The organism is Phormidium sp. CCY1219 (assembly GCF_055795085.1).
Window position 1 is genome coordinate 17661 of the sequence record NZ_JAYFEQ010000624.1, and the last position, 16465, is coordinate 34125.

Genomic DNA, 16465 nt, shown 5'->3' on the forward strand with positions numbered 1-16465 from the left:
ATGTCAAAAAATCAGACATCTGAGTTTCCCGAAGTCAATTCCATATTAATCCGAGAGTGTGGCCACATACATCAGTCTTAAGATATAGATTAAACAGCGATCGCGAGCTTCTGGTGCAACATTGGAGCGAAAAGCCAAAAGTTATAGCGGTATTTTCATCAGATTTACCTGGAATTGAGCAGAAGACATCGCGATCGCAGATGAGCCACATGCAGTGGGGGAGGAATACGCGCGCGCGCCCGAGAGAGATACCGACAGGCGCGATCGCGGCGGCGTAATCCGGGCGATCGCGCGATCGGGCGATCGGGTCGTTCATCACCCCAGCAAATTTACAAAACTTGATTAATTAAAATCTCAAATCATTGCAGCCAAAGATTAAAATGAACCCTCGACGGTCATTTCAACCCAACTGATTCTTAACATTGGCAAAAAACTATGATGACGCAAGACGAATTTGAAGAAATGCTCGCCGATCCGGACAAGAGAATTACCCAAGACATCTCCTGGAGTCCCGATGAAGACAGCTCCCCAGTCTTAGAATTCCGAGTCAAAGTAGACTCCGACGCCGACTATCCCCTGATTATCAAAGGCAGCTATAACAGCCTCGCGCAAACCCTCTCCTACTCGCTGATCCACCGCAACTGCGGGCGCGTCTACGGACTTGACATCGGGACCGAGCATCGCAACCCCGACGGAGAATATGTCGGGACCTACCATCGCCACTGGTGGGACGAAGGTTGGCGAGACAAACTCGCTTACGTGCCAGAAAACATCACCGCCTCGATCGCCGATCCGGTGCGGGTATGGGAAGAATTTTGCAAAAGCATTCAGATCGTGCATGATGGATTCATTGAAGATCCGCAAGTCCCCCCCGAGTTGGAGTAAGAGTAATGCCCACCCCATCGCAACAGATTGCCAATCATATCGGCGAGCTATTTACCTGTTCGCCTGTGGCGCAATACATTCGCATTCGCAGCCCTTATCTGTATCCCGATGGCGAGATTATCGACTTTTTTCTCGAAGAATACGACGATGAGTCATATATCAGCGACTTAGGAGAAACCTTGCGCTGGTTGCGAATGCAAATGACATCCAAGCGCATTTCGCAAAAATATCGCGCCCTGATGCAAGATATTTGCCTCACCTGTGGGGTAGAACTGGTGGGGGGAATCTTGCGGGTGCGGCTGGAACATCCCGAGGAACTCGCTTCCGCCATCACCCAACTCGCCCAAGCTTCGGTGCGAATCGCCGGGTTGTGGACCCCCCCGAAAGGCAGCGGTTTTGTCAGCATTCTCGAACAAGTGGCAGAACTGCTTGAACGAGAAGGTATTCCCTTCAATCGCAATGCCAAATTTCCCGGGCGATCGGGAAGAGATTGGAAAATCGATTTTCACACCTTAAATGAAGGATGCAATGCCTTAGTTTCCGTGTTAAGCGTCGGGACTGCAGGCGCTGCGGTGGGTAAAGTCAAAAGCGTGGTTGCCGGATGGTACGATTTGACCCAAATGAAGCAAGAACCCAACTCGATGCGGTTTATTTCTCTGTTTGACGATACCGGAGAGGTTTGGGGGCCGGAAGATTTTAAACTGATTGGCGAACTCTCCGATGTGACATACTGGACTGAACCGGAAAAATTCCTCGATAAATTAGTCACGCGGGGATAATTTTCCGGCGAGAATCGTTGGTTTTTCCTGCACTTATTCGATAATACAGTGGCATGGAAACGCGGAGGCGTCAGGTAGGGGGAAAGCTTGCTAAAATGAGAGTTTAGGGATTGCAGATTTATCTGGAATCCGGGCAGAGAAAATATAAAAAAAACTCTCTATGAATGCCTTCGATCGGCTATTACAGGCTCACAGACTGTGGCGATCGCTGCTGAAATATTTGGGGTTATTCTGTCTGTGCTGGGTTCTCATCCTCAGTTGCACCCCATCCCCCCGCACCGAAGTCCCCTCCACCGCCAACCGGAGCGATCGCATCAGCATGGGCACCACCGCCAAACTGCGAACCCTAGATCCCGCCGATGCCTACGACCTCACCGCCGGCTACTTGCTCAACAACCTCGGCGATCCCCTCTACAGCTACAAACTCGGCACCACCGAACTCATTCCCCGCCTCGCCACCGCACTCCCCACCATCAGCGACGACGGCTTAACCTACACCATTCCCCTGCGCCAAAACGTCACCTTCCATGACGGCACCCCCTTCAACGCCGCCGCAATGGAATTTTCCCTGCGCCGCTTCATCGAAAACGGCGGGCAACCCTCATTTTTGCTCCGGGATCTCGTCGAATCCATCGCCGCCACCGACGAGTACGAATTAACCCTAACCCTGAAAAAACCCTTCGCCGCCTTTCCCTCCCTCTTGACATTTACCGGATTCTGTGCTATATCTCCTCAAGCCTATGAAATCGGCCCCGGCAAATTCCAACCCGATACCTTCGTCGGCACAGGACCGTATCGACTCGCCAACTACGGCACCGATTCTCTCAAATTAGACCCCTTTGAAAATTACTGGGGCGACAAACCAGCCAATCAGGGCATCGACATTCAACGCTATCCCAATAATCCGGCAAATTTGTACAATGCATTCGTCACCGGTGCGGTGGATGTAGCTTATGAAACCCTCGATCCACAGCAAATTCGCTCCCTAGAACGAATGAAAGCGGAAAAAGCCATGCAGGTGATTTCCCAAAGCGGCAATTCCGTCACCTATTGGGTACTCAATACCCAATTTCCCCCCTTGGATACGGTGGAAATTCGCCAAGCTCTCGCGGCGATGATGGACCGCAATCTACTCATTCAGCGCATTAGCGAAGGGCAAGCCGAACCCCTGTACAGTTTGATTCCCAGCACCTTTGCTGCATCCGAACCAGTGTTTGAGCAGCGCTATGGCGAAGGGGATATTCCTCGGGCAAAAGAATTGTTGGCAAAGGCGGGATATTCGCAGACCAATCCCCTGAAATTAGAGGTATGGTATCCGACGAGTTCCCCGGTTAGAACTGCAGTGGCGACAGCGTTATCCGCGATCGCCGATCGCGAACTCGAGGGCATCCTTCAACTCGAACCGAAAAGCGTAGAATTCACCACCGCCACGGCAAATTTAGATAAAGGCGTTTATCCCACTTTTTTATTTAGTTGGTTCCCAGATTTTTTCGACCCGGATAATTACATTCACCCCTTTTTGAGTTGTGCCAAACGGTCCCCCGAAACCGGATGCGAATCGGGAGGGAGTCAGTCCCAAGGGTCATTTTATTACAGCGATCGCGCTAACCAACTCGTCGATCGCCAGCGACAAGAACTCGACCCCCAACGCCGCCAAGCCATTTTTCGCGAAATCCAAGCCAAAGTCGCCGAAGACGTTCCCTATATTCCCCTCTTTCAAAACAAAGAGTATGCCTTTGCTCAAAAAAATATCGCCGGCGTTACCCTAGAACCCGCTCAACCCTTTCCCCTCTGGCAAATTCACTCCACTGACTAACCTTCAAACCTTTTTCCCTTTCCGTTTCCCCTGACAACCGCTGCATCATCTACAGCAAATGAATCCGGCAGAAACTACCAACTTCCTGGGCGATATATTGGTCGTAGACGATGTAGCGACCAACCTGCGTTTGTTAAGCCATATTTTAAAGCGACATGGCTATCAAGTCCGCCCCGTCACCCACGGAGAATTCGCAATCAAAGCGGTTCAAGCCAGTCCGCCGGATTTAATTTTGCTCGATATTATGATGCCAGAAATCGATGGGTATCAGGTCTGCGAAACCTTAAAATCCGACCCACAAACCCGCGATATTCCCATCATTTTTCTCAGTGCCCTCAGTGATGGAGCGGATAAAGCTAAAGCCTTTCAAGTTGGCGGGGCAGACTACATTACCAAACCCTTTCAAAAGGAAGAGGTACTCGCGCGGGTTGCCAATCAACTCAAGCAACGCCAATTGCAACAACAATTGCAGCAGCAAAGCGAACTGCTCAGGGAGCAAAATGCCCAAATGCAAGCCGAAATTAACGATCGCAAACTGCTCGAAGGTCGGTTGCTTTCTGCAGAAGAAAAAATGCGCGCCGTCTTTGAAGCAATGACGGATATCGTCGCTGTGGTGGAGTTTCAAGGGGGAGAAATTGGCAATCTGGATATTTTACCCACCAATTGGGTGCGGTTATATGATGGCGAGATAGATTTAGTCGGGCAAACCATCGAACAGTTTTTTAATCCAGATACCGCCGAAAGCTGGCGGAACGTGATTCAAAAAGTGCTGGAAAGCCGAGAAACGATTAATTTAGATTATTGCCTAGAAATGGCGGAAGAAATCTTCTGGTTTGCAGCGGCAATTTCTCCGGTACGCGAGGATGCAGTGATTATCGTGGCGCGGGATATCAGCGATCGCTTCCGCGCCGAAGAAGCGCGACGCATCGCCGAAGAACGATATCACAGTATCGTGGAAAATGCGATCGATGGCATCTTTCAATCCACCGCCGACGGGCGCTATCTCAGCGTCAATCCCGCCCTGGCAAAAATCTATGGCTATCCCGACCCCGACGCATTAATCCACCACATTCAAAACATTAACTCGCAACTGTACGTTAACCCCAACCGCCGCCAGGAATTTATCGAACAAATCAATTCCAACAATTCTGTGACGGGATTTGAGTCAATGGTATATCGGCAAGATGGTAGCATTATTTGGATTTCCGAAACCGCCCGTGCCGTGCGCGATTCCAGCGGCAAAATTCTGTACTATGAAGGCATCGTCTCCGATATCACCGAACGAAAATTCGCTCAAGAAGCAGTGAAGTTTCAACAAGCTCAGACCGAAAAACTGCTGCTGAATATTTTACCCCAACCGATTGCCAACCGCCTGCAAGATGGAGAAAATCCGATTGCCGATCGCTTTGACAATGTTAGCGTTTTATTTGCCGATTTAGTCGGCTTTACCCAATTTTGCTCCGAACAACCGCCGGAAAAATTAGTGCAATTGCTCAATCAAATTTTTTCCAATTTCGATAAACTCGCCCAACAACATGGGCTGGAAAAAATTAAAACTATCGGCGATGCGTATATGGTGGTGGGAGGCTTGCCTTTTCCTCGGGACGATGCGGCAATTGCGATCGCGCAGATGGCATTGGAAATGCAATCCGTCTTAACTACATTCAACCATCACCACTCGGAAAACTTTCAATTGCGACTCGGCATTCATACCGGTCCAGTCATCGCCGGGGTGATTGGGATGAGCAAATTTATCTATGATTTATGGGGAGATACGGTGAATATTGCCTCGCGCATGGAATCGAGTGGAATCCCGGGAAAAATTCAAGTCACCGCCCCCACTTACGAACAGTTAAAAAATACATTTACCCTAGAAAAACGCGGCATTATTCCCGTCAAAGGAAAAGGAGAAATGCTCACCTATTGGTTGATGAATTATCTGCAAAATTGATATCCTCCGTTCGTGGGAAGCTGTATGGCATTGCCGTATTTACAAAATCCGTAGGGCCTGCATTGCCAACCACACCGCTTGCGCCAAGGGTACCGACCTAAATTATCCGGTGAATCAGAAAAGTTGGCTGAAAATCGATCCAAACTGAACAAAGACCTTTCGCAATTACGGTAAAATCTAGAATTCAGGCACAACCATTCCTTGGGGGAAAAATTGGACAAGCAACCTGTAAAGTGGGCAAAATATCCCAGTTTCACCGATACAATCGAAGCCGTGGTGGGCACTCGCCAGTGGCGCAAACTGCTAGAATTTGTCGGATTGTTTTCACTGTGTTGTTTTCTGGCGATTAGCTGTGGCGATCGCAGTGCGACAAATCCCAATGCGGATCCCAGTCGAATCGCGATCGGGACCACGGCAAAAATTCGCACCATCGACCCCGCAGATGCCTATGAAAATGCCTCGGGGATGTTGCTTTACAACCTCGGCGATCGCCTCTACACCTACGAAACCGGCACCACCACCCTCAAACCCCAACTCGCCACCGCCCTCCCCACCATTAGCAACAATGGCGTAACCTACACCATTCCCCTCCGCCAAGGGGTTCTCTACCATGATGGCACCCCTTTCAATGCCCAAACAATGGAATTTTCCCTCAACCGCTTTATGCAAAATGGCGGTTCTCCCTCCTCATTATTATCCAATATCGTCGCATCTATCGAAGCCACTGACGAGTATGAATTAACCCTCACCCTGAAACAACCCTTTGCGGCATTTACCGATTTATTAACCTTTCCCGGTTTAGCCGCCGTTTCGCCCCAAGCTTATGAAATCGGCGACGGTAAATTTAAACCCGATAGCTTTGTGGGAACCGGACCGTACAAACTCGCCAGCTATGGCACCGATTCGATAAAATTAGAGCGATTTGACGATTATTGGGGCGAAAAACCCGCTAATCCCGGCATCGATATCCAGCGCTTTTCTAGTCCGGCAAACGTTTATAATTCCTTCCGCAAAGGAGCTGTAGATTTAACCTATGGCTCTTTGGACCTCAATCAAATTGCCAGTTTGGAAAAACAAGCCGCATCCCAAGGATGGGGGGTGATTTCCAGTCGCAGTAATGGGATTTACGTCCTGACTTTAAATATGAAAGACGAGGCATTACAAAAGCCAGAAGTGCGACAGGCGATCGCGGCGATCGTGAACCGCCCACTCCTGCAAGAGCGCGTCTTTCAAGGGCAAATCGAACCGCTTTATAGTTTGATTCCCGCAACATTAGACAAATACTATCAGCCAATTTTTGAACAAAAATACGGCGATGGCAATATCGATCGCGCTCGATCCGCCCTCGCCGAAGCCGGATACTCCGCAACCAATCCGCTCACCCTAGAACTGTGGTATCGCTCCAATCTCAAAACCAATGCCGATGCAGCCTTGACAATTAAAGCCTATACCGAACGGGAATTAGAAAACCTGGTGAAGATTCAATTGCAAAGCGTGGAAGCGGCCACGGCTTATAATAATTTGGACAAAGGCATCTATCCGATGTTTATCCTGGATTGGACCCCCGACTTTTTGGATCCGGATAACTACATTCAACCGTTTCTCGACTGCACCAAAGGGTCTCCAGAAAGCGGCTGCGAAGAAGGAGAAACCAAACTGTGGGGGTCGTTTTATTATAGCGATCGCGTCAATCAACTCATCGACCAACAGCGCCAAGAACAAAACCCCGAACAACGTCAGCAAATCTTCCGCGAAATTCAAGAAATCCTCGGTCAAGATGTGCCATTTATCCCCCTCTGGCAAGGAAAAGAATACATCTTCGCCCAACCGGGAATCGAAGGTGTCCTCATCGAACCCACCCAAAGAGTCCCCTTTTGGACGATTCGCAAATAATCTGGGTGAACGATTCCGCAGAGATGCTAAAATCTTGCGCTAACTCGTTCCCCCCTGGGGGGAACACACAACCTGTAGAGATGCGATTTATCGCGTCTTCCACCGCCTCCCCCCCCTAAACCTCAAACTTCAAACACCAAACATGTCTCGTTCCAAAGCACTACAATCCTATATTCTGCTGCGCCTGTTGCTCGCCCCCTTGATGCTGTGGACGATCGCCAGCTTGGTATTTTTGCTGCTGCGCGCCACTCCCGGGGACCCCGTGGATGCCATTTTAGGTCCGAAAGCCCCAGAACTGGAAAAAGAAAAAATCCGACAGCAGCTTGGCTTAGGTGCGCCCTTGTGGGTGCAGTATCTCCGCTACATGGGAAGTTTGTTGCAATTCGACTTGGGCACCTCCCTCACCACGCGCGGACAAACCGTGTGGGAAATTATTCAGCAATATTTCCCCGCTACTTTAGAAATCGCCGTCTGTAGCATGACGGTGGCCCTGCTGGTGGGCATCGGTGTGGGCATCATGTCCGCGTCTCATCCCAACACCCCTTGGGATGTGGGGGGACGCATGTTCGGAATTATCACCTATTCTTTGCCGGCGTTTTGGGTGGGAATGCTGATGCAGTTGATTTTTGCCGTGCAACTCGGGTGGTTTCCCCTCGGAACTCGCTTCCCGATCGCCGCAACTCCCCCCCAAGGTCCCACCGGTCTTTACACGGTGGATAGTCTGTTAAGTCTCAATTTCGGTCAGTTTTTCACCGCGATCTATTATTTGGCCCTCCCATCGATTACTCTGGGCATTCTGATTAGCGGCATTTTCGAGCGCATCGTCCGGGTGAATTTAAAGCAAACCCTACAAGCGGATTATGTGGAAGCGGCGCGCGCCCGAGGCATTCAAGAGCGCAAAATCGTCATGGCCCACGCCCTGAAAAATGCGATGATTCCGGTGATTACGGTGATGGGATTGACTCTCGCGGCATTACTCGGGGGGGCGATTTTAACCGAAGTGACCTTTTCTTGGCCCGGATTGGCTAATCGTTTGTATGAGGCAATTTCTTTGCGCGATTATCCTACGGTGCAGGGAATTGTGGTGTTTTTTGCCGCGATCGTGGTCTTGGCAAGCATCCTCATCGATATCCTCAATGCCTACATCGACCCGCGCATTCGCTATTAAGTGTTTGGATTGTTAGACGTTTAAATTGCATATTTACACAAACTCGTTTCCCCGCTCAGCCTCAGCCAGGGAACGAGTTTGTGGCAAAATTATGCAAATTAAATGCTAACTCATTCCCAGAACGTTCTTTCTGACTCTGGAATCGCCAAAGTTTCGGTAATTCCACGCATCCCCTCCCCCGCAAAAACCGGGAATTGTGCTGATGACATGGGCCGGTCAATCGACCCACAATAGGAGAAAGACCCACTCGTGGCTTTCTCTGCATCGGCTCAAAAGAGGTTTGAACATGCAACGCGAATCCCATTCTGACCCGTTTTTGGATGAATTTGCCTCCCGCATTCCTCCGGAAACTGCATCCACTTTTACTCCCACTCAAATGGAGATGGTGAAACGGGAATTTGGCCCGCGTTCCTGGAAAAAGCATCCGGTGGATATTCGCCTCACCATTCCTTTTTTTAAACGGGGGTTTTATGTGGTTTTGCTCAGCGGACCGGAACGGCGATCGCGAGAACGTCTGCGCGCAGAACGTGGCAAACATCCCCTCTCTACCGCAAGCAATCTCATCGTTCTCACGGCATTGAGTTTGACCGTTCTCACGGCGGGAATGGGCCTGCTGTTCTTGTTTACCGCTTTTCTTTTAACTCCCTTAGTCCCGGAAAATGAAGGCTTCGTCCCAGATATGGTGGAACAAGAAGCCGAATATTTTTTGCACAAAATTGGTCGGTGATTGAGGAGGCGATATATTTTTTAAACTTGGCATAAAATTACTGGCAAGATATTTAACTCGTTCCCAGCAAAGCTGGGAACGCCTTCTCCGAGAAGCCGCCTTTCTCCCCAATCAATGTGCTTGCATAATTTTTACACTTGCTTAGCATCAAATCATTTTAAACCGATTAATTCTTTTTTTCGTTTCCAATAAAAAATGGAAACGAAAATAAAGAAAATTAAGGTAAACATCTCCTTAGTTTCTCATCGTTTTAAGTCGAATTAACACCCCTTCAATGCGACTGACGGCTTCTGGGTTTTCCTGTCTGGCAAATAATTCTCGAGCGGTTTGCAGGACATTTACAGCTTCTTCTGGTTGGCCTTGCTGATATAAAATAATGCCGAGATTGCCATGTGCTTCGGCAAAGTCCGGTTGCAGGCGAATGGCGTTGCGATAGGCAGTGATGGCGCGATCTAATTGGCGAAGATTGACCAAGGCATTGCCCATGTTATAGTAAGCGGGTGGATAGTTCGGCTGGAAGCGAATGGCGGTTTCGTAGGCAGCGATCGCCTCTTCTAGTTGCTGTTGTTGCGCTAGGGCATACCCTAAGTTATAGTGAGCGGTAGGCAGTTCGGGATTGATGCGAAGTGCTTCTCGATAGGCCGCGATCGCCTCTTCTATTTCTCCTAAACGCGCTAATGCTACCCCTAAATTGATTTGGGCTTCGGCAAAATCGGGATAGAGGCGAATCGCTTCTCGATAGGCGGCGATCGCTCCAGGTAAATCCCCCTCCTCCTGTAGTTTGGTTGCCTGGTAGTAATTTTGCTCCGCCGCTTGCAACATTTCCGCATCCTGGGACACCCACACGTGATGCTCTGGGCCACGATCGTCGCGATCGCCTATCTGCGCGTGCAAGGGTTTCGTTTCCAGCGCTAACACTACCGCGCTCAAACTCAGCGCGATCGCCATCCCCCTCACTCGCCCCATGCCTCGATTTTTATTTCTCAACATTGGCAGTTTCCTAAAATTTAATGATTTGACTGATTTTCCGCTGTTTCTCCAGTGTAGCTAAGCCACAAGTCAAGTTGGCAACCAAAACCCAGGGGTTTATCTTTTAATTCAAGTAAAAAACTAGGGTTTTTCCCGATACAAAATCAGTTGAGGGTGGTGATAAATTGCGAAGTTTACGCAAATCAGTTTCCTTCGAGTTTATTTGTGCAGGGAGAATAAACGCGGGGAGCAATTTGTCAAGCCAATGTAACAATTTTTAATATTCAGCCAAGGAGGGGAAAAATCTGGGACGCGATCGAGCAAGGGTGCTTCCAATATCCCCTCTGGATCCACCACCGTCAGCGTTGGCAAGGGTAGGGCGCGACCTGGGAGCCAGGGCGAAAATATATACAAAAGGCGATACAATGTATCCTCCCCAGGAAGAGGGAGCGAAACAATAGTGCTTTTTATGCCCCCCATTGCCGACCCAGGCGCGATCGCCATTGCTTTTGCCCGCCGGATTTTATCCGATTAACCCAATTGTGACAACCACTGTTGCAAAGCAGCCTCGAGATTGCCATCTTGGGGCGAAAAACCACAAATCGGCTTTTCTAACGGTCGATCCGTAATCCAAGCCAAATGCAAACCCACGTCATTGGAAGCCGCAATTCGACGACAGTAGTTGAGCAATTCCGGATAAGGGTCGCACTCGTGCAAAATTAAGGCCAAATTCTGCGTTTCCAACTCTTGTTTGGCTGTCAACAGCCACCGCTCCAACTCAGCAAAATTACGAGCAGCCGGGATTGGAAAACTGGGCAACGCCTTGGCATAAATTTTGTTGCACAGGACTTGCGCGATCGCGGCGGAATCCGTTTCCCCTTCCAGAGAGAGGAGATTAACCGCCAGGGGATACGTATTCTCACTCCCACGGAGATTGGCCAAACAATTTTTGCCAGACTTCTGGACAGAAGTTGGCGGGTTGTCCCCGCAAATTGCCCGATGGAAATCCACATAATTGAGGCGATCGGCACATAACCAAAACAAATCGTAGTAAAGACGACCTAAAGGCGAATCGAGATTTTTTCCCTGAATCGACCAGTCATCTTTTAACGCAGTAATGGTTTTGAAAAAATACTTACCCTTTAAAATGGCTTTCAGGCTTTTAAGCGCCAAACAGCGAGTTTCCTCATCTTGCGTATTGCGGATGAGTTCGACCAAGGTATCGAATGCGTCGGCATCGCCCGGGTTAATTTGTGCCAGACTATAAGCCGCCAATCGGCGCAGTTTATTGTCAGCACAGCGCTCCAAAATGGAACGGAGGGTGTGAATCGCGCCCTGGTGCTTAGGAATTAATTGCCCTAAGTTATGAGCGACGATACAGCGGAATTTTTCCTCGGAAGTTGAGTGTAGAAGTTCTTCGAGAACGGTTGTGGCTCTCGGGTGGCCCGGGGCGATTTTTCCCAGGTTAAAAGCAGCAATCTGGCGAATGGAGCGATTAAACTGGGGGTCGAGGCGATTCTCTAAGGCGGCGATCGCTCTGGGGTGACTTAACCCCCGGTCCCCCAGGCTATATGCCACCAGCCGCAACAATTGTTCATCTTTGCTGTTTTCCAACACTTCGAGCAACTTTTCCCAAGCTTTGGGAGAGTTGGGAGCCAGTCGCCCTAAACTCTGGGCCGCCTGTTTGAGAAGTTTGCGATCGTCGGTGCGGGACAACAGGTGGTTGAGCGCCTCGATCGCCCTGGTTTTGTCCGCCGCATATTCTCCGAGGCAATCGGCCACTTTTTGGGTAAAGCGCGGCGTGGGGCTAGCGTTTAACAGTTCCTCCAGGGCGGCGATCGCCTTTGAATGACCCGGCTCGATTTCCGCCCCACTCGCCGCAATTTCGAGGCGGAGATTGGGGTCTTTCGTGGAATCGAGCAATTGTTCCAGCTCAGCGATCGCCTCCCGGTTGCCTGGATCGAGCTGTGCGAGGGCGAACGCGATGCGAGTGCAGGTACTGGTATCGGAAGTAGCCTGTAATGCTTCAGTCAGTTGGTGGATAACCTGCGGGCGATCGCTTTCTTGCAGTGCCGATCGCGCACTGCGTTCCAGGGCGGGGGGAAATTTCTGGCGGCTTCCGTCTTCCACTTCCTCACCCAAGGCCCAGGTGATGACTTGTGCGACGATCTCATCAGCAGCTTGAGACTGCGGAAACTCGGCAATTCCCGCCGCTGCTAAAAAATACGCCCGATAGGTATAAAATTCCGCTTCGATGTAGGGGTCAAACTTCTGCAAAGCATCGAGAAATTCTTCTTTGCGATCGCCTGGAATATCCTTTCGTCCGAACCACAGCAAAATCACCTCTTTCCAGTGGGGGTCGAAGATGCGATATACCCCCCGCTCCGGATCGAGAAAAAATCGCCAATCTTCTACCTGGTGGGCGGCAAAATATTCCTGTAAAATCGGATGCCAAAACTCGTACAACCACTCGTTTGGGTCTTCGTCCGGTTTCCGGACAAAACTTAGCAAGCCGATATCAATGGCTTGCTGAAATAGTTGGCGATCGGGTTTTTCAAGCTGTTTATATGCCTCAGTTTGTCGCAATTTAAACTGAGATTTTTCCGGATGCATGACTTCTAAGGCTAAATTGCCCAAGCCATCATTTAACTGTTGTCGTTCCCCGGCTGTCTGCTCGGACACTCCCACTTGGTTGAACTGGTAAATCGCCTCGATAAACTGTTCGTATAAAGCAGCTTTGGTTTCGGGCAAACTTCCCTTTTCAATTTGCCAAGTCTGACATAACACCCGCAAACAAATCGGGTTTTTGATAACTTCTCGCAACCGTTCTTTGCCTGGGGTTTCCAGTTCGGCTTTCAGACTATCGGCCAGGTTTTCTCGCTCTGCAGAAGGTCGATCGGCAGCAAACCACTGGTCGATAAATTGCTGAACTTGTTGCGGGTAGGTAAAGCCGGCAATCCGATAAATCTCGAAGTCTTCTACAACATTGGTGGGTTCTTGTTCCCACAGATTGGCGCGACAGGTCAGCACCACCCGGGCGGGTGCGATCCAGGACGTGAGTTGATTGGCAATGACCTCGAAGGGGGATTCTTTGCTGTTGAGAATTGGCATTTCGTCAAGACCTTCGAGCAATAGCCAAACTCTTTCGCTTTCAAACAGTTTGCGTAAGGCTGGTAAGGTCTGTTCGGTGACATTTTCTGCTCCACCTAAAACCTCTGGGAGCCACTTGTGTTCTAAGTATTCTTCCAGGGTATCCCAATCGCGATCGTTTAACTCTGCTAAAGGAATCCAAATAGGACAGGCGTGGGGTTGGTGTTGCACAATCCACTCTGCCATTTTTTGCAATAGCATCTGCTTTCCGCTGCCGGTTTCCCCCACGATCGCAATCCGGTGGTGAGCTTGGGGAAGTTGATTGTTGCTCCCTAATGTCCGTTGGAAAAATTCATCGTTACTACAGAAGTGATGCGGGGGAAGCACTTCCTCTGCATCTTCTATCTGTTCTGTAGATTCTGGGGAAAGGGAGGTTTCCGCCAAAGCACCGTAACGGGTATCGATTAAGGTTAAAGGGACGCAAAGATTACTATCCAGTGAAGCGGGGTTTTTGGGGTTTGGCGGGGAAGAAGAAGGGGTCGATAATGGCGCGATCGCTCCTTCGCAAATCGCGCGCCAATCGATTCCTCCCGGAAGTCCGCGCAATTCTTCCCAACTCATCGGTTCCGTGGCGGAATTTTGAAAGATAATTGGCAACCAAGAAGCATTGGGAAATTCCGATTCCAAGCCTTGCAATCGTTCCCGCGCTTGTCGCACCGCCAGATAAAAAGAGTTGTTGTTGCTAAAGGAGTTGAGAAATGTTTTGAGGAATTCTTGGGCGATGCGATCGCGCACCGGTTCTCGCATCACCACGGTTTGGGGAAGGTTGACTTCTTCCAGTTGTCGCGCTAAACCAATTCCATCGCAAGAGTTGAAAATCGCAATTTGCAATCCCCGGGCGATCGCTGCTTTTAAACCATATTTTACCTGGTCGAGGGTTAAAAACTCCGAGTCGTTAATGTATATCCGACCGATGCTATCGCCCACGGTTTCACTGTGACCTGCAAAAAATAAAATGTCCCAATGCTCTTCCCACAATTTTGTCGAGATTTCTTCCAGATTGGGCTGTTCCAGAAATATCGGTTCGAGCCAGGGAATGGATTCGAGGGCTTCTCGATCCGCATTCACATCGATTCCTTCACTATTGCCCAAGATAGCTAACAGTCTGACTCTATCTTTGTAGGTAGAGACGGAGTTGACCTTCACCCCACTGGAGTGATGGGAACTTAACACCACTTCCGCGTAGGGGTTCTCGTCAATTAACTCCCACAAATGCCAGGGAAGTTTTTGTAATTCCAGGCTTTCCGTTTTAATGATGATACTGACTTCATCATCCCCATCCGAGTCTTCTCGGTAATACAAGTGCTTCAAACAATTTTTTTCCAGGAGCGAGCATGAAGGGGATGCCAGCCATTGTTTGAAGGTTTCGCGAAAGGTTGTGGAAAGCTGGCTGCATTCTTGGTTAAGCTCTTCGGGAGTTCGGTCGATTTTAACGTTATGAACTTTTAGCGCTCGGGTGGCTACTCCGAGACCTAGATAGGTGTCGCGCCACTTCTGGTAAGCTTCTTTAAGCTGCGGGTTGGAAGGGAGGGTAACGCTGAAATCCTCCAGCACTCGGTTTTGATTTTCGTGTTTAATTTGGCAGACGATTTGCAGCCCCTCTGCAAGGGTGCCATGTATAGTCAGATCGGCGCGTTTTTTCGGCATAGGGCAAACAGGGAAGAGAGCTTCTGTGGCAATGATTTGCAGGAAAACGCTCGGTTAGCGCAAATCGCTGTCAAACGATAAAGGGTTCCACGACTCGGCGGGAATTTTGTTCTATTATAATGCTAAAGCGATCGCCTAACTCAGCGGTTATCTCAAATTGGATATTTTCTTTGGCTGACGATGCTTTAGCGCCGGGAATTTCGCGATCGCTTTCGTCGAGCAAGCGTACCTCTAACCCTTCTGGAAGCTGGGTACATCCTGGACTGGGCAATATCTGTATCACCAGGGTGACTTCCCCCGACTCCAGAGGCGAAATGGCGATCGCCAGTTCTACAGTCTCTGCATCTTCCCCGAGGGCGATCGTTTTCCGCCTCACCACCGCGCGATCGACACTGCGAAACGCCAGATTCGCTTCCGAAGTCCTCAACAACTCGTCCACCGACTCCCACACCGGGGCAAAAATCCCCTCCAACCATTCGCTCAAGCGCGTCGGTTCCCTTTCCTCCTCCGACACCGCGCTCACCTCCTGCACCGCAAATCCCCCTATTTCCGTCAGTTGTCCCGACTCGAATAAAGCTTGCATGCGCTCGAATCCTGCTTGAGAACCTGCAAATTCAATAACGATAGAACCTTTGGTTATTTTAATCATTTTTTGCGTGTCGTCTTCCGATAATTCTTGCACGAATTGCTCGAGCTTTTCTAATGTGTCTGTATTCAATTCATCTAAATCACCCTCAAGCGTCAAACACCATTTTTTTCGCTTGCCTTTTATACTGCGAACTTCTTTGACTTCTATATTGTTCCAGCGATCGATTTGAATAAATGCTCCGTTTTTCGATTGATTTCGGTTGGTTGAGTCATAAATTACAGTTCGTGGTATTTCTTCATAATCTTCCCCAGGCTTTTCCTCTAAATCTATCCCCAGATTGCTAAAGCATCGATCTAGGGTGGTCAGATTGACGCCTTCTTCTCTTTTGAGGATTTTAGAAACCGTATCCCGATTCAACCCAACCTCTACACTTAATTCGCTGATATTAACCCAATCCTTCAGATTGGCAGGCTTATCCTTTGCGTCCCCGAATTCACGATTGCCATCAGTGCCCTTTCTTAAGCAGCTTTCGGGAATCTTCTTTTTTAATTTTTGCAATCCCTTCTCGGTGAGTCGATAGCTGGGTTTAGGTTTAATCGCCATTTTTCGGGTTAAATTTGGACTTTACCATCGGACTTGCGATCGCCGAGCGGATTTCTTGACCCTAGTCCGGATCCTTTTGCGGGAACGGGCTGAAACCTCTATTCTATTGTTGCCCCTGAAAAACTGCCCGAACGCTTGAATCGCAACTCGTCGGTCTCTCGTCGAGATATCTAAGCTGGAAACCCGCGCCACTCGGTTTATAGTGCGTAAGGTTAAACTAAGCAATTCCGTCACCAGAACTACTCGTCTTCAGAACCGGACTTGAGACTTTCACCTCATCCGGCTCCT

Annotated in this window: 12 protein-coding genes; 8 read left to right on the forward strand and 4 right to left on the reverse strand. The window is 49.5% G+C overall.

Features of this window, described 5'->3' with window-relative positions; translation table 11 throughout:
* The first annotated feature begins 214 nt into the window (after window positions 1–214).
* From AC0QH1_RS17860 to AC0QH1_RS17895, 8 genes are all read left to right on the forward strand, one after another.
* Window positions 215–346 (forward strand): hypothetical protein, encoded by a 132-nt coding sequence (locus AC0QH1_RS17860; RefSeq protein WP_324632603.1) that lies wholly within the window; start codon window positions 215–217, stop codon window positions 344–346.
* Between the two features lie 89 nt (window positions 347–435).
* Entirely contained in the window at window positions 436–885 is a 450-nt protein-coding gene (locus AC0QH1_RS17865; RefSeq protein ID WP_324632604.1) for a DUF6978 family protein, read from the forward strand.
* 5 nt (window positions 886–890) lie between these two features.
* Window positions 891–1664 carry a DUF1828 domain-containing protein gene (locus tag AC0QH1_RS17870; protein WP_324632605.1) on the forward strand — a complete coding sequence of 258 codons (774 nt, stop codon included), beginning with the start codon at window positions 891–893 and terminating at the stop codon, window positions 1662–1664.
* 160 nt (window positions 1665–1824) lie between these two features.
* Window positions 1825–3480, forward strand: coding sequence for an ABC transporter substrate-binding protein (locus AC0QH1_RS17875; protein WP_324632606.1), 1656 nt, complete (start codon window positions 1825–1827; stop codon window positions 3478–3480).
* 58 nt (window positions 3481–3538) lie between these two features.
* Window positions 3539–5431: an adenylate/guanylate cyclase domain-containing protein gene (locus AC0QH1_RS17880; RefSeq protein ID WP_324632607.1), complete on the forward strand. Its 1893-nt coding sequence runs from the start codon at window positions 3539–3541 to the stop codon at window positions 5429–5431.
* 273 nt (window positions 5432–5704) lie between these two features.
* Entirely contained in the window at window positions 5705–7324 is a 1620-nt protein-coding gene (locus tag AC0QH1_RS17885; protein ID WP_324632615.1) for an ABC transporter substrate-binding protein, read from the forward strand.
* A 142-nt stretch (window positions 7325–7466) separates the two neighbouring features.
* Window positions 7467–8492, forward strand: coding sequence for an ABC transporter permease (locus tag AC0QH1_RS17890; protein WP_324632609.1), 1026 nt, complete (start codon window positions 7467–7469; stop codon window positions 8490–8492).
* A 286-nt stretch (window positions 8493–8778) separates the two neighbouring features.
* Window positions 8779–9219: a hypothetical protein gene (locus AC0QH1_RS17895; protein ID WP_324632610.1), complete on the forward strand. Its 441-nt coding sequence runs from the start codon at window positions 8779–8781 to the stop codon at window positions 9217–9219.
* A 234-nt stretch (window positions 9220–9453) separates the two neighbouring features.
* On the opposite strand, the gene AC0QH1_RS17900 is transcribed toward AC0QH1_RS17895, so the two are convergent.
* From AC0QH1_RS17900 to AC0QH1_RS17915, 4 genes are all read right to left on the reverse strand, one after another.
* Complete coding sequence (locus AC0QH1_RS17900; protein ID WP_324632611.1) at window positions 9454–10209, reverse strand: tetratricopeptide repeat protein; 756 nt, start codon at window positions 10207–10209, stop codon at window positions 9454–9456.
* Window positions 10210–10407: 198 nt separating this feature from the next.
* Window positions 10408–10560 (reverse strand): hypothetical protein, encoded by a 153-nt coding sequence (locus tag AC0QH1_RS17905; RefSeq protein ID WP_324632612.1) that lies wholly within the window; start codon window positions 10558–10560, stop codon window positions 10408–10410.
* Between the two features lie 159 nt (window positions 10561–10719).
* On the reverse strand, window positions 10720–14985 hold the full coding sequence (locus AC0QH1_RS17910; protein WP_324632613.1) for a HEAT repeat domain-containing protein: 4266 nt from the start codon (window positions 14983–14985) through the stop codon (window positions 10720–10722).
* 70 nt (window positions 14986–15055) lie between these two features.
* The gene (locus AC0QH1_RS17915; protein WP_324632614.1) at window positions 15056–16177 is read right to left on the reverse strand and encodes a DUF1822 family protein; all 1122 of its coding nucleotides are present in this window, start codon (window positions 16175–16177) and stop codon (window positions 15056–15058) included.
* Window positions 16178–16465 lie beyond the last annotated feature (288 nt).

What these genes read in the sequence shown, in the direction of transcription:
- AC0QH1_RS17895 (WP_324632610.1), top strand. Translation starts at nt 8,779, where the DNA reads ATGCAACGCGAATCCCATTCTGACCCGTTTTTGGATGAATTTGCCTCC.
- AC0QH1_RS17915 (WP_324632614.1), bottom strand. Translation starts at nt 16,177, where the DNA reads ATGGCGATTAAACCTAAACCCAGCTATCGACTCACCGAGAAGGGATTG.
- AC0QH1_RS17880 (WP_324632607.1), top strand. Translation starts at nt 3,539, where the DNA reads ATGAATCCGGCAGAAACTACCAACTTCCTGGGCGATATATTGGTCGTA.
- AC0QH1_RS17875 (WP_324632606.1), top strand. Translation starts at nt 1,825, where the DNA reads ATGAATGCCTTCGATCGGCTATTACAGGCTCACAGACTGTGGCGATCG.
- AC0QH1_RS17910 (WP_324632613.1), bottom strand. Translation starts at nt 14,985, where the DNA reads ATGCCGAAAAAACGCGCCGATCTGACTATACATGGCACCCTTGCAGAG.
- AC0QH1_RS17890 (WP_324632609.1), top strand. Translation starts at nt 7,467, where the DNA reads ATGTCTCGTTCCAAAGCACTACAATCCTATATTCTGCTGCGCCTGTTG.
- AC0QH1_RS17865 (WP_324632604.1), top strand. Translation starts at nt 436, where the DNA reads ATGATGACGCAAGACGAATTTGAAGAAATGCTCGCCGATCCGGACAAG.
- AC0QH1_RS17870 (WP_324632605.1), top strand. Translation starts at nt 891, where the DNA reads ATGCCCACCCCATCGCAACAGATTGCCAATCATATCGGCGAGCTATTT.
- AC0QH1_RS17900 (WP_324632611.1), bottom strand. Translation starts at nt 10,209, where the DNA reads ATGTTGAGAAATAAAAATCGAGGCATGGGGCGAGTGAGGGGGATGGCG.